General features: G+C 69.0%; 13 protein-coding genes. 9 read left to right on the top strand and 4 right to left on the bottom strand.

What is annotated here, in order from left to right:
* The first annotated feature begins 245 nt into the window (after positions 1 to 245).
* The 5 genes from G4D85_RS10325 (at position 246) to G4D85_RS10305 (ending at position 6,709) form a co-directional block, all read left to right on the top strand.
* The gene (locus G4D85_RS10325) at positions 246 to 2,453 is read left to right on the top strand and encodes an McrB family protein (protein WP_205525501.1); all 2,208 of its coding nucleotides are present in this window, start codon (positions 246 to 248) and stop codon (positions 2,451 to 2,453) included.
* Complete coding sequence (locus G4D85_RS10320; protein WP_164010659.1) at positions 2,450 to 3,745, top strand: McrC family protein; 1,296 nt, start codon at positions 2,450 to 2,452, stop codon at positions 3,743 to 3,745. The genes G4D85_RS10325 and G4D85_RS10320 overlap by 4 nt, the downstream gene beginning before the upstream one ends.
* Positions 3,746 to 3,757: 12 nt before the next feature.
* The gene (sitA6, locus tag G4D85_RS10315) at positions 3,758 to 4,435 is read left to right on the top strand and encodes a SitA6 family polymorphic toxin lipoprotein (RefSeq protein ID WP_164010657.1); all 678 of its coding nucleotides are present in this window, start codon (positions 3,758 to 3,760) and stop codon (positions 4,433 to 4,435) included.
* The gene (gene sitI6, locus G4D85_RS10310) at positions 4,432 to 5,154 is read left to right on the top strand and encodes a SitI6 family double-CXXCG motif immunity protein (RefSeq protein WP_164010654.1); all 723 of its coding nucleotides are present in this window, start codon (positions 4,432 to 4,434) and stop codon (positions 5,152 to 5,154) included. Before sitA6 ends, sitI6 begins: the two co-directional genes overlap by 4 nt.
* Before the next feature lie 109 nt (positions 5,155 to 5,263).
* Positions 5,264 to 6,709, top strand: a complete 1,446-nt coding sequence (locus tag G4D85_RS10305; protein ID WP_240359193.1) for a serine/threonine protein kinase — start codon at positions 5,264 to 5,266, stop codon at positions 6,707 to 6,709.
* Between the two features lie 57 nt (positions 6,710 to 6,766).
* Here G4D85_RS10305 and G4D85_RS10300 read toward each other — a convergent pair whose 3' ends face one another.
* Both G4D85_RS10300 and G4D85_RS10295 read right to left on the bottom strand, forming a co-directional pair.
* Complete coding sequence (locus tag G4D85_RS10300) at positions 6,767 to 7,867, bottom strand: pectin acetylesterase-family hydrolase (RefSeq protein WP_164010652.1); 1,101 nt, start codon at positions 7,865 to 7,867, stop codon at positions 6,767 to 6,769.
* A 320-nt stretch (positions 7,868 to 8,187) separates the two neighbouring features.
* Entirely contained in the window at positions 8,188 to 9,207 is a 1,020-nt protein-coding gene (locus G4D85_RS10295; protein WP_205525500.1) for a hypothetical protein, read from the bottom strand.
* 368 nt (positions 9,208 to 9,575) lie between these two features.
* Here G4D85_RS10295 and G4D85_RS10290 point away from each other — a divergent pair, with 368 nt between their 5' ends.
* Positions 9,576 to 11,810 (top strand): RCC1 domain-containing protein, encoded by a 2,235-nt coding sequence (locus G4D85_RS10290; RefSeq protein ID WP_164010648.1) that lies wholly within the window; start codon positions 9,576 to 9,578, stop codon positions 11,808 to 11,810.
* A gap of 244 nt (positions 11,811 to 12,054) precedes the next feature.
* Positions 12,055 to 12,807: an SDR family NAD(P)-dependent oxidoreductase gene (locus G4D85_RS10285; protein ID WP_164010646.1), complete on the top strand. Its 753-nt coding sequence runs from the start codon at positions 12,055 to 12,057 to the stop codon at positions 12,805 to 12,807.
* Positions 12,808 to 12,894: 87 nt separating this feature from the next.
* On the opposite strand, the gene G4D85_RS10280 is transcribed toward G4D85_RS10285, so the two are convergent.
* Together G4D85_RS10280 and G4D85_RS10275 are read right to left on the bottom strand one after the other, a co-directional pair.
* Positions 12,895 to 13,869, bottom strand: a complete 975-nt coding sequence (locus G4D85_RS10280; RefSeq protein ID WP_164010645.1) for a hypothetical protein — start codon at positions 13,867 to 13,869, stop codon at positions 12,895 to 12,897.
* A gap of 260 nt (positions 13,870 to 14,129) precedes the next feature.
* Complete coding sequence (locus G4D85_RS10275) at positions 14,130 to 15,737, bottom strand: hypothetical protein (protein ID WP_240359192.1); 1,608 nt, start codon at positions 15,735 to 15,737, stop codon at positions 14,130 to 14,132.
* 559 nt (positions 15,738 to 16,296) lie between these two features.
* Here G4D85_RS10275 and G4D85_RS10270 point away from each other — a divergent pair.
* On the top strand, positions 16,297 to 16,788 hold the full coding sequence (locus G4D85_RS10270; RefSeq protein ID WP_205525499.1) for a hypothetical protein: 492 nt from the start codon (positions 16,297 to 16,299) through the stop codon (positions 16,786 to 16,788).
* Positions 16,785 to 17,336, top strand: coding sequence for a hypothetical protein (locus G4D85_RS10265; protein WP_164010641.1), 552 nt, complete (start codon positions 16,785 to 16,787; stop codon positions 17,334 to 17,336). The genes G4D85_RS10270 and G4D85_RS10265 overlap by 4 nt, the downstream gene beginning before the upstream one ends.
* The last annotated feature ends 188 nt before the right edge of the window (positions 17,337 to 17,524 follow it).

Genomic DNA, 17,524 nt, shown 5'->3' with positions numbered 1-17,524 from the left:
TGCCCCGGAAGCCTGCCGGCTGTGTGCCTGGGAACGGGGAGCGCCCTGGGCCCCCTACGGGACGACCCCACCGGAGGCGCGCCGGCCCGCCGAGGCTCAGGGTAGCGTCCGCTCCGCGGGTGGCCGCGCGTGGGTCGACGGGCGAGCCACGCCGCAGGGCAGGCTGCGTCGCAGAAACCTGCACGGGTCAGGAGAAAAGCGGGCAGCCTCTCGGGAATTGTTCCCTCGTGCCCGGAGCGCCGCCAATGTCCTTTTCCTGGATGCCCATCTACCGCGAGCTCGCGGAGAAGCTGGCCGCCTACGAGTCGCGACAGGGGGAGCTGCTGTCGCTCCTTCAATCGCTGAAAGCAGAGGGAGTTCCGGCTGGCCAATTCACGGACCTGGACGCCGATGGGAAGCCGTTTCCCCTGGCCGTCATCGACCCGTTCACGTTCTTCGCTTCGTTCAACCGAAGCATCGTTCCAGCGCATCGCGTCGCCATCCTGGAACGGTGCAAGGCGCACTTGAGTCTCCAGAGCCCGCTCCCGACCGACTTCGACGGCATCCCGACGGCGAACAACCAGAACTCATGGTTCTTTGCCTACGCCAGGGCGCGGAAGAGCGACGACATCCCAGCTTTGTGGGCGCTCGCGAGAGCAGCCGTCGAGGCGGGCCTCAATGGCGTCACTGCGGCGAAATTCGACCGCGGCTTGAGGGTCAAGCAGGTGGCGATCCGGAAGCTGACGCAGGGGCTGTTCTGGCTTCGGCCCGACGAGTTCGTACCGCTGGATGGAAACACCTGCGCAGCGCTGGAGAGGCAGGGCCTGCCCTTCATGGCGGAGGACTTCACCTCGTACCGGGCGCTGGTGGAGCAGGTGAGGTCCAAGCTCGGCGGGGACTTCGTAGCGCTGTCGCGCGCCGCATACGTCGAGACCAACCAAGACCTCCCAGGGACACCCGGAGGTGCAGCCCTTCCGCCTGACCAGTCCGCAGCCGCGTCGACGCTGCATAGAGTCCTGGTGGAGGCCCACGGCGACCGCGTGCTGCGTGAGGAGGCACAAGCCCAGGCGAAGGAGCTGATCGAGTCGCGGCTTGGAGCGCTGAGCGAGGCCGACCTGAGACAGGTCTTCACGCACCTGAACACCTGCGAAGGAAAGAACGGCAAGGGCAAGGTGTACACCCGGTTCGCGCCGCAGTTCGTCGGCCACAACGCCAACTCGATGGTCGCCGCGCTCGATCGGCTGAATCCGCTCATCGCCGGGCTCTGGAATGCAAAGAGTGACGAGGAGACGGCGTCAGCACTCCAGGCGTTCTTCGACGCGGATATCCCCAACGCTGGGACCAGCTTTCCGACCGCCGTGCTGTTTCTCAAAGACCCCGAGCAGTACGCGGTCTGGTTGACGTCACTCGACACCGCGGTCCGACGCCTGATGCGCGTCGACCCTCCTTTGGGTGACCGTCTCGCCTCCGCGTACTTCGAGTACTGCGACCTCGTCCGGCGCATGCGCCAGCGCCATGGCGTCCCGGCGGCGCTTCACGATCTGGCGTTGTCCGTCCTGTCCGGACACGCAGGCACTCCTGCCTCCGTCCCCGTCGCGGTCCACTCATCGGTGACGCCGGCAACGACGGCGGACCTGGACACCCTCGCGGACGACCTGGGAATGGCGCGCACGCTCGTGAACAGGATTGCCGACCGTGCGCGCCGCAGCGGGCAGGTCATCCTGGGCGGCCCGCCGGGGACGGGAAAGACCGAACTCGCACTTCGACTGGCCAACGCCCTCGCCGGCGACCGCGTCAGGGTCGAAAAGGTCCAGTTCCACCCGTCCTACGGCTACGAGGAGTTCATCGAGGGGCTTCGCCCAGTCGTGAAGCAGGGCCACCTCCAGTACGAAATCGTACCGGGCGTCTTCCGCAGACTGTGTGAGCGCGCTCGAGCGCAGCCGACGCATCAGCACGTGCTGGTCATCGACGAAATCAACCGCGGAAACCTTCCGCGAATCTTTGGCGAGCTGATGATGTTGCTCGAGCGCCGGGAAGAGACCATTACCCTGCCACAGTCGAAGGAGCAGTTCTCGATACCGAGGAACATCATCCTCCTCGGCACGATGAACAACGCGGACCGTTCAATCGCGCTCTTCGACCTCGCACTTCGCCGCAGGTTCCACTTCTTCGAGCTGGGCCCGGACGAGGGCGTGCTGCGTGCATGGATCGAGCGCAAGAAGCTGCCGCTGGAGGTCTCCGCGCTCTTTCAGACGCTCAACCGCGAGCTGGAGACGGCGGGAATCGAGCCTGAGCGCCTCATTGGTCACTCGTACTTCATGCGCGACTCACTTGACGCCGACGAGTTGGAGGAACTCTGGGCGACGAGCATTCTTCCGTTGGTTCGGGAGCTCTTCTTCGCGGAGCCGTCGAAGGTGGCCGAATTCTCGCTCGCCAAGGTCCGCGCCCGTTCGATGCAGGGCCCGACAGGGTGAGCGTCACCACGACCGAGCCCGGGGGCCCGCTTCTCCTTCGTGAGTGGGAGAGGTGGTCGGGGAAACTTCCACCCGCAGTCATCACGGCGCTGCTTGCGAGCCAGCCGTCAATCGTGGAGCTGCGGCTGCGTCCGGATGGCAGCTGCGAGCTGCAGGCAAAGCACTGGGTCGGCGTTGGCCGGTTCGGAGGCCTGAATCTGCGGATCGTCCCGAAGATCCCGGATGCGGCCGTGCTCGCGCTTCTCGGCGACGAGGTGGGACGCCTCCACCTGGTGGGCCGTGCTTCCGTGGGCGTCGCCGCGGAGTTGCAGGAACTCATCGGATACGCGTTCGTGAGCGCCGTGGCGCAGCTCTGCCGGCGCGGACTCCGCCGGGACTACGTGCCTCGCGAAGAGGTCCTGACCTACGCGCGCGGGCGGATCGACGTTCGACGTACCGGGCTCGAGCACGTCAGCGCACGCGTCAAACTCGCGTGCGCATTTGAGGACTTCGAGCAGGACGCTGAGGAGAACCGGGTGCTGGCCTACGCAGTCCAACGACTGTTGGGCTCGCCGATGGTGTTTTCCGCACCACTCCGCAAGGGGGCGGCCGAGGTCCTCCGGGGACTCCCCTCCCCGCTCCCATGCGCTGCGGCTGTGGCGGGGCGCCTTGCCTCGCGGAGTCGGGACCCGTTCTATCGCGCTGCCCTCCGGCTCGCCGAGTCGGTGCTCCGCGCGCTGGGATTCTCGGATGCGGCGACCGGTGAAGAGGCGAGCGGGTTCTGGATCGACATGAACGCGTTGTTCCAAGCGTTCGTCGGGAGAGCCCTCCGCACGGGGCTGCCAACAGAGGAGTACTCCATCACGCTCGAACCGCAGGAGCGATTCCTCGACGAGGAGCGCTCGGTCAAGGTGAGGCCGGATGTCCTCGTGCGCCGCCGGCTGGCGGAGCTGCCAATCGACGCGAAGTACAAGGACGTTCGCGACCCTCCCAGCTCGGACGTCTACCAGGTGCTGGCCTATTGCCGCGCCTTTCGCAGCCCCGCGGCGCTCATCGTGGTTCCTGGTGAAGGAACAGTGCCCCCATGTCCAATCCACTGCCGCGGTGGGGAGACTGTCTGGACACTGAGACTCGATTTGCGGTCGCGCGCCGAGATGGTGAGCTCTGCGCACGGGGTGGTGAGCCTCGCCCGGAAGCTCCTCGAGCACCGGTCATCATCGAGCCCAGTCGACGGGGCCCGGCTCCAAGAGACGAACGAGAAGCTGGACCGAGTGCTCGCGGCGCTCAGCGCGAAGCAGGAGGACAGCTGCTAACGTTCACCGGCGATGCGAACTCCTCGCGCTCTCTGGCTTTCGCTGCTGGCATTGTCCTGGCTGGGCTGCTCCACGACTCCGGGGGCTCCCTTGCAGCAGGCCTGGGACGGGGCGGCGGTGGAGTGCGACGCCCCCCAGGAGGACCGGTGCGTCACCCTCCTGTGCCTGGGTGACGCCTGCGGCTTCTACCGGTGCGAGGACGCGCCCGGTGAAGTCGAGCTGGCGCGTTTCCCGGGGGCGCGCCCCCCTGCTGCGTCACCGGGCATGGGCCCCCGAAGAAACTGGGGAGGCGCGGGGAAGCTGCCCGGTGGCGCCGTCATGGTCTTCCCCAACTGGAACGACGCCCCCGAGCGCATCATCCCCCCGTCCCACCGGCTCCCGCCCGGCCGCTTCGAGAAGCACCACCTCTTCCCCCAGGCCAGCGACCTAGCGGAGTGGTTCAAGCTGCAAGGCGTCAAGATTCACGACTACACCATGCCCATTCCGCGCGACGTCCATCAACGAATCCACAGGGGCGGAGACCGCGGCGGGGCGTGGAACAATGCCTGGCGAGAGTTCATGAAAGCGAAGCCGGGCGCCAGCCCTGAAGCCATCTACAAGCACGCGGGAGAGCTCATCCACCGCTTCCAGCTCATGGGCGGTCCCATCCAGCCCTACCATTCCTCGCGCATGAGGCTCACGGACGAATGACTCGTTACTTCTTGCTCGGGGAGGACGGGGCCGCGACAGCCCGTCACAAAGGGGACTTCAACGCCGGGCGTCGATGGGGACTGCCAGGGGCGAGGTGCGCCGACTGTGGCGTCACCTGGGCCTCTGCTGGGCACCGGTACCCCGCCGTGGACTTGTCGCAACTGCCAGAACGCGGCGAGTTCGAGGTGCCCAGGCCCGAGCCCTTTGCCGAGTTCGCGCGCCTCCGGGAGCTCGTGCGTCCCCTCGCGCCACCGAACGCAACCCTGCCCCCGGGCACGGGTTTCGGACCCATGGTGGGCACTGCCCGGGGAGACCTGGGCCCGCTGGCGTGGCAGGGGGACTATCTGTTGCTACTGCGCCGGGACACGCTGGAGCGCCTCCAGGCGGAGGGCATCCGGGGCCTGCTGGGCGCTCGGACGGAGCTTCGGTGGCGACAGAAGAACCCGCCGGAGATGCTGGAGCTCCAGTTGGAGCCGCTGGGCCAACTGCACCCCGACTGCATCCCCCCGGACGAGCCTCCCCCGTGCCAGACCTGTGGACGGTTCGGACTCACACTGCCCGACGAGCCCATCCTCGACGCCGCGTCGCTGCCCACGGACCGGGACCTATTCCGCGTGGGCAACTTCGCCACGCTCATCATCGGCACCGAGCGCTTCATGGAAGCGGTGCGCCGCCTGGAGCTGGACGGCATCACCTTCCGCGAGCTACCCGCGCGCTGAGTAGCGCTGGAGTGCCGGGCGTTCCTTCACCTGCTGGATGACGTTGGAGTCCAACTACCTCGCGAGTAGTCTCCTCGTGCGCGGTGCGGACCGCCTCACGAGGTACCTCATGGAGTCTGATTACCTCAACCCGGCAAGCCTGCCCTCCGGGACGCGACTCGGCCCGTGGCTGCTGCTGGAGCAGCGCGGACGGGGCGCCTACGGCGTCGTCTACCGCGCCGTGCTCGCAGAGCAGCAGGCCGCCGAAGCCGTGGCCCTCAAGCTGGCTCTCTACCCAGGGAATGCGCGCTTCGCGCGCGAGGCCGAACTGCTCTCCCGCGTCCACCACCCCGCCGTCCCACGCCTCCTGGACAGTGGCCACTGGCAGCCCCACGAGGGCGTCTCCTACTCCTGGCTCGTCATGGAGTGGGTCGAAGGCGTGTCCCTCTATGACTGGGCCCAGGCACAGCGCCCGTCTTCGCGGCAGGTGCTTCGCCTCCTCGCCCGACTGGCCCGCGCCCTGGACGCCACCCATTCGGCCGGAGGCCTCCACCGCGATGTGAAGGGTGACAACGTCCGCGTCCGGACGGCAGATGGCCAGGCCTTCCTCATGGACTTCGGCTCCGGACACCACCTGGGCGCCTCCACGCTCACCTCGCAGCTCTTTCCTCCCGGCACCCCGTCCTACCGCTCGCCCGAGGCGTGGCGCTTCGTCTTCGGCCCCCGAAAGCCCCCGCCCGCCCCCTATGCCCCGGGGCCCGCGGATGACCTCTTCGCCCTGGGTGTCACCGCCTATCGCCTCGTCACCGGGAAGTACCCTCCGTCCGCGCACCCCTGGGAGAAGGCGGAGGCCTGGCTCTGGCGCACCGAGGAGCTGGCGCACTGGACGGCGCGAGTCTGCAACCCCCGCTGCATTCCGGAGCTCAGCGCCCTGGTGTCCCGGATGCTCTCGCCCCGTCCCGAGGCGCGAGGCCGCGCACGGGACGTAGCGGAAGCGCTCGAGCAGGCCGCGCGCAACGCGGGACTCGAGGCGGATGTGCCTCTCTTCACGGGAGAAGAGCCTCGGCCCGCGGGCCTCTTTCCCCGCCCCCAGCGCGTCACGGTGCGGCGCCCTCCTCCCATGCGGAGGTGGCCCTGGCTCGCCGCCGCCGGCCTCGCAGGCGCACTGGCGCTGAGCGCCGGGGGGCTGCGGAGTGTGAGTCCCTCCGAGGAGCCCGCGACGTCGCACCTCGCGCAGCAGGAAGAGACGAAGGATGCCGGCACCGTGGCCGTCGGGGACTCCGTCCTGACGGCGCCGGTGGCTCCCGAGCGAACCCCCTCCGTATGGGCCTCCATCGCGGTGGACGTGCCACCGAAACCCTTACCAGGGCAGCAGCGCCCGGACGGCCACAGCCGCTGTCCCGGCAAGATGCAGGTCGCCATCAACGGCGGGTGCTGGATGAAGCTGCCCGTGGACCTGAAGGACTGTGCAGATTATTGGGCCGGCGTTGAATACAGGGGCGCGTGCTACCAACCCGCCATGACTCCGCCACGCCCCGCCACCTCGGGCCCCACGGCTCGAGACGACAGTCCATAGCCAGCGGCTCCAGGGACTCGGGCGACTTCGCCGCGCTGCGGGACGAGGTCCTTCCGCTCAGGGTCCGCCGAAGCCCTCGCCCGTGGCCCACGCATGAATCCACTCCCGCAGGTTCGTGCCTCCGTCCGCGCTGTTGAACGGGGGAGCAGTCCCCCCATCGGAGAGCGCGGTGCCGTATCCCTGCCACATCACGTGCGCCGTGCCGGGAAGGACGAAGGCGTCCGCGTTCGCGTGTGCGGCGCGCTCGGCAAGCAGCGCGCCGAACCCCGCTTGATAGGGGCCGACCGGCGGATTGAGCGCGGCCTCGGGACCCGTCCCGGCGAAGAAGAACCACCTGAGGACCTGATCCGAGTCGTATGCCAGGAGCCCCTGCCGCGAGTCCGGGAAGCGCTGCGCGAGATGCTCTGCAATCTGGGGCATCCCCGCATCGCAGTCCTCACAGTCAGCGGGGAGCTGGATGTTCCAGGCCTCGCGCCAATGCTCCCAGTGCACCGGTTGGACGAACGGCGCCGAGTCAGCGAGCAGGTGGACCTCCGCGTCGGGGAAGGCGTCTCGAACCCTCGGGAGATTGAATGTCGCTCCATACCCGCCCGCGCTGGAGCCGGTGAGCCAGATCCGCTTCGCGTCGGGGAACCGCGCCTTCAGCTCCCGGAGGTAGGCGTCCATGTTGCGCGCCCCGGCGAAGTGAATCTTCCGCGACTGGACAGGATCCAGATAGCCGACCTTGTACTGGTAGGTCCGCTCCGCATCGCCCGCGTGCAGGTCTCCGGTGCAGTACGGGACGAAGACGAACGTCGCGTCGCGGAAGGGGTTGTCCGGCACGGTGCGGTCCAGCGCGCGCACCGAGTCCAGAAGCGCCACCTCCTGCGGGAAGTGACCGCCACCATCCGCGGGATAGGGATTGTCCTCGTTCACGTGGACGGCCGAGGGCTGCTGACCACCGGCGCCGCTGTAGAGACACGCCGTGTCGTAGTAGCAGATGGGTCCGAAGCGCATCACCGAGGGCACGCAGGTCCCCTGGTTCCAGCAGGCGCCTCCTCCCTGCAGGAAGATGAAGAGGTCCTCGTCCAGCCCCGAGCGCTTCAGCCCGATGCCGGCGGTCGAGCCCCGCGCGCACCGGGAGCCCTCGACCGGGAGCCACGTCCAGCCTTCGCTCACGCCTCCATCCCGCGGGGTCCCCGGCCCGGGGTCGGGATTCACACAGGCCAGCGGCAACAGGAGGGCGACAGCCCACGGACACATCCAGGGTGAGGGCGAGCGCATCCCCCCATCCTAGCCTGTCACGTGGATGGCGCGGGCCTCCGGCCGCCGCAAGCCGTCAACGCTCGCCGCGGCGAGGAGCTGAGCGGCCTCGTGTCCCGGCTGCTCTCCGTGCACCCGGAGGCGCGTGGCAGCGCCCGCGAGCAGGCCGAGGCGACTGCCAACTCTCAACCCTGAGCTGTCCGATTTGACGGGGGCAACTCCAGCTCGGGTGCCGGTCATCGACGCAGGTAGTGCAGCGAGGTGGCCGGCTCGCCATGGCCCAACACGATGTGCCAGGCGTCGTCGTGCCACAGGGCCACGATACGCGTCGCCAGTGCGTCGACGGGCCATTCGTGGACCATCGCCCAGCCCTTGGCGGCGCGTGCCAGCGCACTGATGACCACGCCGGCCCTGGCGCGTGTCAGCGCCAGCAGCCAGGGCTCGCCGCGCGGGCCCTCCGCGAGTGCGAAGCCAATCACCGCTCCGAGCTTGCACTCGGCCGAGAGACTGCGCGGCGCGGTGCTGGCGTCGACCACCCACAGTTCGCTGGGGGGAATCAGCTTCGGTGCTGAATAGCGCGACAGCGCCAAGAACGGCCGGTAGGCCCTGGCCATGCGTTGAAACGCGACGACGCGCAGCGCAGGCCGGTCCCACCACTGCGGCAGCGCCGCGTCGGACAGGAGGCCGGCGGGCGCGCCCTCATCGGTCAGCAGCAGGGTCTGGCCATCGGCGGTGTTGACGCTCATCGATGCCGTCGGAGCGCCCGGCGAGAAGCGTGGATTGAACAACCATTGCTCCGGCCTCAGGCTGTCCGCCACGTTCCACTGCTCACCGATGTCGAGCTGGATGCGCGCGTCCAGTTGCGGCCAGGGACCGAGCGGACGAGCGGGACTGAACGTCAGCGGCGGCCCGGCGGGCTCGAGCAACGGTTCGAGGGCCGTGCGGGTCAGCTGCAGCGGAACGCCCCGATTGAGCTCGAGCACGAAGCGCATGTCCGGACCGACGACCCGCGCATCGACAGCACGAATGCTCGCATCCTCGTTCTCGATGCGCCGCACTGGCGTGGCCTGCCCATCGGCTTCGAGGCGCGCGAACGTCAGGGTGCTGCGGAACTCGCGGCGATCAAGGTCGAACACGCCGAGGTGGACACGACGCCGATGGGTGAAGAGCCAGAAGCCGACGACGAACTCGCCGACCTGGAGCTCGCCGAGCGGCCGAGGTGCATGCATCTTGGGATTCTCCTTGGCTCGCAGCAAGCCCGCGTCCATCGCCAGGGCGCGGGATGCGAGCGAGGCGTGCGCCAGCCCCTACAGCCAGCGGCGACGCGTCCGGACATCAGTTGAGGCATCCATACTGCGGAATGAGCGTGTGCGCAGCAATCGCCTCCGTGATTCATGCGGCAGCAACGGGTTCCGGCAGGCCAGGCGGGGGGCTCGGCGGCTCGTTCCGGAGCTCGACCCGCCATCCCCCGAGCGAGGCACGGGCGTAATGACATGCCCGCCTGACGATGTCTCGGTTCCGTAGCACCGGGGAGCCGCTCCCTGGCACCCGGCAGGGGCTTTCGCGCCCTGTGAGCAGCGTTTCCGGTGCAATTCGTGCAAGCTGTTGTTCCGGAGGTATGTCCATGGAAGTCAGCAAGCGCGTCGGGTCTGCTGTCTTGAGAGTCTTCTGGCTGGTGTGTGGGCTCCTGGGAGCCTCCGCGTGTCTGCGAGAGGAGCCCGCCCCGGGGCTGGAGACCCAGGGGAACGCGCTCGCCCTGCTGGCGCGGGTGTCGGTGACGGCGGGCTCCGAGCACTCCCTGGCGCTGAAGGAAGACGGCACCGTGTGGGCCTGGGGCTACAACTTCTTCGGCCAACTGGGCGATGGGACGACCACGAACCGGATGGCGCCCACCCAGGTGCCCGGCCTCACGGGCGTGCGGACCCTGATGGCAGGCAGCTTTCATTCGCTGGCACTCAAGGAGGACGGCTCCGTCTGGGCCTGGGGCTCCAATTTCGAGGGCCAACTGGGCGATGGGACGACCACCCACCGGCCGACCCCTGCCCGGGTGTCTGACCTCACCGGCGTGGTGGCCCTGGCCGCGGGCGGCTTCCACTCGCTGGCACTCAAGGAGGACGGCACCGTGTGGGCCTGGGGCGGCAACTTCTCCGGTCAGTTGGGGGATGGGACGGACCACTCCCAGTTGGAGCCTGTCCAGGTGCCGGACCTCACTGGCGTCGTGGCCCTGGCCGCGGGCGCCAACCACTCGCTGGCGCTCAAGGCCGACGGCTCCGTCTGGGCCTGGGGCTCCAACTTGGATGGCGAGCTGGGCGACGGGACGAACACGGACCGGCGGGTGCCTGTCCATGTCCCCGGCCTGACCCGAGTGGTGGCCCTGTCCGCGAGCGGCTTTCATTCGATGGCGCTCAAGGCCGACGGCTCCGTGTGGATGTGGGGCTACAACGACTTCGGCCAACTGGGGGATGGGACGACCACCTCCCGGCCGGTGCCGGGTCTGGTGCCGGGCCTCACCGGCGTGGTGGGCCTGGCCACGGGCGGCGACCACTCGCTGGCGCTCAAGGCCGATGGCTCCGTCTGGGGCTGGGGCCGCAACGCCTACGGCCAGTTGGGGGATGGAACCCGGAACTCCCGGCCCCAGGTGGTGCCGACGCAGGTGCCTGGCCTCACGGGAGGAGTGGCCCTGGCCGCTGGCGACTCCCACTCCCTGGTGCTCAAGTCCGACGGCTCCATCTGGGCCTGGGGCTTCAACGACTCCGGGCAGGTCGGCGACGGAATTCCGCCCCGATACACCCGGCCGACTCCCTCGCAGCTCACCCACAGCCGGGCACTGGCGGCTGGCGGCGACCACTCGCTGGCGCTCCAGGCCGACGGCTCCGTCTGGGCCTGGGGCTCCAACAGCCAGGGACAGTTGGGGGATGGGACGGACCTTTCCCGGTGGGTGCCTGGCCAGGTGCCCGGCCTCACCGGCGTGGTGGCCCTGGCCGCGGGCTTCAGCCACTCGCTGGCGCTCAAGGCCGACGGCTCCGTCTGGGCCTGGGGCTCCAACAGCCAGGGACAGTTGGGAGATGGGACGAGGACCTTCCGGCCGGCGCCCATCCAGGTGCCAGGCCTCACCGGCGTGACGGCCCTGTCCGCGAGCATCAACCACTCGCTGGCACTCCAGGCGGACGGCACCGTCTGGGCCTGGGGCTTCAACGACACGGGCCAGTTGGGGGATGGGACGAACACGAACCGGCCGGTGCCAGGCCAGGTGCCCGGCCTCACCGGCGTGGTGGCCCTGTCAGCCGGCATCGGCTACTCGCTGGCGCTGAAGGCCGACGGCACCGTCTGGGCCTGGGGCTCCAACAGCCAGGGACAGCTGGGCGATGGGACGAGAACCACCCGGCGGACACCCCACCCGGTGTCCGCTCTCACCGGCGTGACGGCCCTGGCCGCGGGCAACAGCTCCTCGCTGGCGCTGAAGGCCGACGGCACCGTCTGGGCCTGGGGCAACAATGGCGCCGGCCAGTTGGGAGATGGGACGACCGCCTCCCGGCTGACGCCTGGCCCGGTGCCCGGCCTCGGCGGCGTGCGCGCCCTGTCCGCCAAGAGCAGTCACGTGGTGGCCCTGAAGCTGGACGGCACGGTCTGGAGCTGGGGCTTCAACTCCTCGGGCCAGCTCGGCGATGGAACCTTCAGCTCGCGTTTGTCGCCCGGGCAGGTTCAGGGCCTCACGGAGGTCGTGGCCATTGCAACGGGGGCCGCCCACACCTTCGCGGTGTCTTCCGATGGGACACTCGAGGCCTGGGGTAACAACGACGACGGCGAGCTCGGCAACGGCACCTCGGCCTACAGGCTCTCCCCGTCCCAGGTCTGGTGAGCGCGGCGGGATGACTGGCACGAACCCCGAGCACGCACGCATCCTCGGCACTGCCGCCACCCCGGGCGCGGTGCCGCCCGGAGTGCACTTCCAATCATGGATATATCAAAACCGGGAAGGGCCTGGACTCAGTCCAGGCAGGGCAGCCCTGCATCGCGCGGGGCGCAGACTCCCATGGTGGGGTCCAGGGAGTTGCCGGGGGACGGCCCCCCTGCGCCTCACGTGGGTGCGGGTACAATGAGACATGCCCCAGTTCACCCATCGAACCGCGCTCGTGACCGGTGCTGCTTCTGGCATCGGGTTGGCCGTTGCGCAGCATCTTGCCGCCGAGGGCGCCGCGCGGCTGATTCTGGTCGACCTCGCTCCCAAGGCCTTGGAGGCGGTGGAGCTTCCGTGCGTGGTCGACCGGGCGGTGGGGGACGTGCGGGACGAGGCGTTCTGGGAGGGGCTGGCGCCGAAGCTGGCAGGGCTCGACCACGCTGTCGTCAATGCCGGTGTCGCGGGAGCGGCGGCCATCGTCGACCATGGCTTCGACGAGTGGCGGCGCATCCTGTCCGTCAATCTGGACGGCGCGTTCCTGACGCTGCGCGCGGCGATGCGCGCGATGCGGGGACGCGGTGGCTCCATCGTCGCGACGGCCTCCGCCGCGGGTGTGAAGCCCGAGCCTGGTGTCGCCGCGTATGGCGCGTCGAAGGCTGCGCTCATCCACCTGGTGAAGGTGGCCGCGAAGGAGGGCGCGGCCGACCGCATCCGCGTCAATGCGATTGCGCCCGCGGGTGTCGAGACGCCGGTATGGGATGCGGTCCCCATGTTCGCCGAGCGGGCGGCACAGGTCGGGCGCGACGCGGCCTTCGCCGAGCTGGCGGCCATGGCGACGCCGCTCGGCCGCTATGCCAGGCCCGAGGAGATTGCGCGGCAGATTGGCTTCCTGCTGTCAGACGACTGCGCGCTCATGACGGGCGCGACGTTGCTGAGCGACGGCGGCTACACGCTGTGAAACAGCTCGAGCCGTCGCTCCAGGGTCGTCTGGACTGAGCCAGGCCGGACGACCTCCGCCTGGCGGAGTACCTGTAGGAGTGGAAGCTCAGGCCGCGCGGGCCTGCTGGAGCTGCTCCAGCCCGGGGCGCCACATCACCTTCCAGCGCTCGGGCGGAAGCTGCGGACGCGGAGGCGGTGCGTCGGGAATGACGGGGAGCTCGACGGACAAGCCGCCGCCCCAGGCAATCACTCCCGCGAAGAGGCCGAGCACCTGCATCACCGGGTGGATGCGTGCCACGTAGTCTTTCGCGCGCCAGTAGCGCAGGCGGGGCCCTCCGGGCCCTGAGATGCTCGGCGTGAGGTAGAGCTTGCCCGCCGCGCGCGCACCAGGGAGCAGGTGGAGCGGCACCACGAGCTGGCCCACCTCTCCCGGGCCGACCTGCACCGTCACGCTGTCCGGGTAGTGCACCCGCGTCTGGGAGGGCCCGGAGAGCTTCAGCGTCAGCGTGCGCTCCGCGTCCACGCAGCTCTGCACCAGCACGTGCAGCTCCAGGGGAACGGGCCCCTCTTCGGGGCGGGACAGCCCCGCACAGAACTGCAGGCCGTCGAGCTCGTGGATGTCGTCCTTGTTCGCCGCCTCGAGCAGGAAGTTGGGCAGCACCTCCACGCGTCGCCACTCGCGCCAGAGGTACCGTGCGAACAGTGCCGCGCCCACCGCGGAGGCCCCACCCACCCACGTCGCCGGCCCTCCGAAGCTGTGCGCGTTGATGACCCAGAGCAGGCAGAACAGCACGGGCATCAGGGTGCAGAACAGCAGGAGCTTGGCCGCCGCGAACGAGTCCCGGCGCCAGAACGCGAGCGAGCTCCACCCGGCCACCACCAGGCCCCCGATGAGCCACGCCAACGCGGGGCCCACGTCGGGAGGGCGCCACGCGAGCCAGGAGACGCCCGCCGCGAGCAGCCCCAACAGGACGAGCAGCCCGAGGAAGACATGGCCCCGCTGCGCCCTTCTGCTCCGGTTCCGCCCGCCTCGGGGCCTGCGAGAAGCAGCGGCGCGGCGGGTCGTCGTGGAAATGGGCATGGCTGACCTGAGCGCGTGGGCCGGGAGGGCCGCGGCGGGGCGCGCATCATAGCCACGCCAGTGGAGCCCGCGCCGCTACCACCCCGCCATGCCAGGCCGGCTCGGGTACGGGTAGCAGCAGGCCGGATAGGGGTTCTCGGACAGCTCGGGCACCCCTCCGCGTCAACGACACGAGCTGGAGATCTTCCCGAAGTTCTTCTCGCGAATCACTTGCGACCGGCTGGCGAGCAGCGCCAGCCGGTCGCGATGAAGGCCGGCCTCTACGGCGCGAGGTTGATGCGCACCGTGACGGAGGTGAACACTTCGACGCCCTGGACGACGCTGCTCGTGTAGCCCACCGGCTTGATGAGGAGTCCGCTGGCTGCGTGCGCATTGACGGACCTGGCGCTGAACCGCGCCATCGTCGTCGTACCCATGGACATGCCCGTGCAACCCTCGCACCTGGGGGCGCGGTAGACGATTACCGTGCCGCCCTCAATCTGGTTCGTGTCGTTGAGGCGCGCCTTCGGTACGGCGATGAACAGCCGCATCTTGGGCTCGGTGCCGGGAATATCCCAGACGGCGCCCAGCGGGAGGCTGCTGGTGCTCTCGGCGTTGCTTCCCACCGGACGGAGGGTGACGTCGATGAATCCACCGTTGTCGATGGCCGAGTTGACCTTGATGAGCTCCTCCTTCTTCGTCCACCCCAGCCAGTGGAGCTGAGGGAGGTTGTAGTTATCCGACGGAAACTTGCCCATGAACGTGCTCGCGTCACCGTACTGGGTGACCGTGCCGGTCGACGGGTCTCGCGTGTTGCCGTGCGCGAGGCCGAGGACGTGCCCGGTCTCGTGGGTGTAGTCCCGGAACAGGTTGCCATTGAGGTAGATGCTGCGCGAGCCGGCGTTCGAGGTGGAACACAGCCCGCTGGGCATCGAATACACGGTCAGGACCTTGTTCGAGTTGGCTTGCCCGACGGCCTGCTTCTTCGCCGCCGTGCAGGTGCTGCCCGCCGTCACCGCCACGGTCTGCGAAACGATGCTCTCCAGGCCCACCTGGCCGTGAGACGCGACGGCGAAGAAGGCGTACATGTCATTGACCCTGCCTCGGATGGAGGACAGCTCGGGCGTGGACCTGCCCGCGAGGGTGACGCGGACGACCTTGACGGTGTGCTTCCGGTTGATGGAGCCCAATCGGATGTTGTCGTTCTCGACGCACGTCAACTCCTCGGGGGCGCAGTCATAGCGGTGCGCCGATGGCGGCGCCACGACGTCCTGAACCTGGAACGAGCGCACGTTGTCGTTCGCGCTGGCGCCGCTCCCGAACGAAGTCTCACAGAGGTTCGTGTCGGTCTCGACGGTGACCGAGGCCCCGGTACAGTCCACACCGGCATGGAGCGTCACGGCCTTGCCGAGCGGCACGTCGACGTAGGAGGCGCCAGCGGCTTGCGCGAGCGTGTGGCAGCCGTTGGACCCGGCCTCCTGAATCACCTGGGAGCTGCCATTGCAGGCCTCGCGCACGCGGACGAGCGGCGGGCGCGGGGTGATGAGCTGCTCGCGCAGCGCGGGCCAGTTGGCCGCCGTGCAGTTACCTGACTGCACCTCATCTAGAAAGAGGCCGTCCTCGAGCTCCCCGTGCTCGTAGGTCTTGCACGTCTCCCACAGCTCGCTCCAGTGAGCCCAGTCGCAGGTCCCCGCGTTGGCATACGTCGCGACGCACGCGAGCGACAACTCGAGCGCCGGGGAGATGACCGCCTGGCGGGTGGACGCGACGGACGCCTCGGTGCCGGTGCCGCCGGGCTGTTCGTGGGCGCGCTGCTCCCACTCTTCTCCCTGGCACCCTGACACCAGTGCTCCGCACAGCATGACGCCCGCCATGGACAGCTTCCGCATACGTCTCCCGCTTGCAGCCCGTGGCTGCATGACACCGCGCAGCATGCGCAGTGGAATGTCTGTTGCAACTCAATGAATGCGACAGCCTGTCGGCTGTGCCATCAGGGCGGCCTTGCCCGCGAGCTACACGGCCGGCGCCCTTCCTGCCGCGAAGCGCTTTACTCGATTTTCGTGGAAATATCGAAAAGCACGAAACGTTATCCTGCGCGACGTCCGGATGGCTCAGGGTGTGAGGATTCACCGCCCGGCACGAGACGGCTTCCCGCGCCGCAGGTGTCCTGTCTGCGTGGGCTCATCCATGACGCCCATGTCAGGCGCGGCCCCCACAGGGGACTTCCAGGGCTGCATTCCCCCCTGGGGAGGAGTGGCCTCTGGATTGCTCTACACTCCCGCCGCTCCCGAGCGTGGCCTGGCGCGGGGAGCCTCGACAACGGAGCCGCCGCAGCCCATGCATCGCGCAAGTCCTTCTCCCCGCCTTGAGTCTTCTTCCTTTCCCCCAAGGCACTCGCGGCTGCGCGCCTGGGCCGCGCGGCTCGCGCTGCTCGGGGCGAGTGCCAGTGTGCTGGCCACCTCGGAGCCCACCTCGCCGGACTTCCACTCAGAGGAGCACGCGGGCCCACCCTTCAGCCTGTCGACCGAAGCCCCCAGGGCCACGCGCCACCTCGTCATCCGGGCCACGGCCGCGAAGCCCGAGGACACTTCGGTGTGGGGGGAGTTGTCCGTGCGCATCTCCGCGCGCTGGAAGCCTACCGACCCCACCCTGCCCCAGCGGCCGTGGTTCCGGGCATCACTGCAGGGCGCCTCGAGCCCTGACCCCATCGTGGTGCTGGGAGGCCCTGATGACACCACCGTGATAGAGCTACGCGCGGGATTGTCCAAAGAATGTCCGCTCGACGCGGCGTGCGAGTGGCACAAGGCAGTCGACTTCGAGGTCCAGGACAACGTCTCGCCCGGGACGGTCGACGTGGAGTGGACGGCGGTGGCCAGCGCGCACGTGGAGGGCACGAGCGACCTGCCCAAGGGCTTCACGCTGGAGGTCTCCTCACCATGACCCCACGCTCCCTCACGTCCCTCCTGGGGCTCGCGTTCGCACTCCTGACGACGGCCTGCCGGCCGGGCTACGACCAGGTGGAAGCGCCGGCCTCCGCCGAAACCACCACCGTCCTCTCACCTTCCGAGCCGCTCCTCGAGCGCCGCCTGCACGTCCGCGTCGCCCCGAAGCCCGGCGAGAAGCTGGAGTTCCTCCAGCTCAACTTCTTCATCGAACTGACAAGGCTGTCCTGGGACGTTCCCGAGGGGGCCATCCCAGAGGTCCATCCGTGGTTCCGTGTGCGCGTCTTCGACGAGCGCGATGGGCTCATGGTGGATGAGCACGTCCTCATCGTCGCGGGCCCTGAGACGCCCCCCGGGTGGCCCCTCTCCTTCGGCCCGGAGCTGGATGAGAAGGCCCGTGTCTTCGAAAACACCTACCGCATCGAGTTCGAGCGACAGGGGCCTCCTTCCGAAGGCACCCTCCAGGTGGATTGGAAGCCCGGCGCAACCGCGCTGACCTCCATCCCCGACATGGAGCATCTCCAGTTCTCGCTGACCCTGCTCTAGCGACGTCGCTCGAAGGGGCCCAGCCGCGTCAGCAGCCCACAATCGTGAGAGCGTCCTCGCGGCCAGGAGGCAGGTCGGTCGCGAGGGCTGCGCTGGCGCCTGCCCGCTCGCCCTGTCTCGTGGCGCCTCGCCTCGGTGTCAAGACGCCGTGGAGAGAAGACGTGCAGCGGACATGCAAGGCGGTGCCT

Source organism: Pyxidicoccus trucidator (assembly GCF_010894435.1).
GTDB classification, from domain to species: Bacteria; Myxococcota; Myxococcia; order Myxococcales; family Myxococcaceae; genus Myxococcus; species Myxococcus trucidator.
The sequence above is the reverse complement of the archived record's forward strand: the minus strand, read 5'-3'. Positions and strand labels throughout refer to the sequence as shown.

Excerpts from the sequence above, each read along its gene's own strand:
- G4D85_RS10325 (WP_205525501.1), top strand. The coding sequence starts at position 246 with ATGTCCTTTTCCTGGATGCCCATCTACCGCGAGCTCGCGGAGAAGCTG.
- sitA6 (WP_164010657.1), top strand. The coding sequence starts at position 3,758 with ATGCGAACTCCTCGCGCTCTCTGGCTTTCGCTGCTGGCATTGTCCTGG.
- sitI6 (WP_164010654.1), top strand. The coding sequence starts at position 4,432 with ATGACTCGTTACTTCTTGCTCGGGGAGGACGGGGCCGCGACAGCCCGT.
- G4D85_RS10305 (WP_240359193.1), top strand. The coding sequence starts at position 5,264 with ATGGAGTCTGATTACCTCAACCCGGCAAGCCTGCCCTCCGGGACGCGA.
- G4D85_RS10290 (WP_164010648.1), top strand. The coding sequence starts at position 9,576 with ATGGAAGTCAGCAAGCGCGTCGGGTCTGCTGTCTTGAGAGTCTTCTGG.
- G4D85_RS10285 (WP_164010646.1), top strand. The coding sequence starts at position 12,055 with ATGCCCCAGTTCACCCATCGAACCGCGCTCGTGACCGGTGCTGCTTCT.
- G4D85_RS10280 (WP_164010645.1), bottom strand. The coding sequence starts at position 13,869 with ATGCCCATTTCCACGACGACCCGCCGCGCCGCTGCTTCTCGCAGGCCC.
- G4D85_RS10275 (WP_240359192.1), bottom strand. The coding sequence starts at position 15,737 with ATGCGGAAGCTGTCCATGGCGGGCGTCATGCTGTGCGGAGCACTGGTG.
- G4D85_RS10265 (WP_164010641.1), top strand. The coding sequence starts at position 16,785 with ATGACCCCACGCTCCCTCACGTCCCTCCTGGGGCTCGCGTTCGCACTC.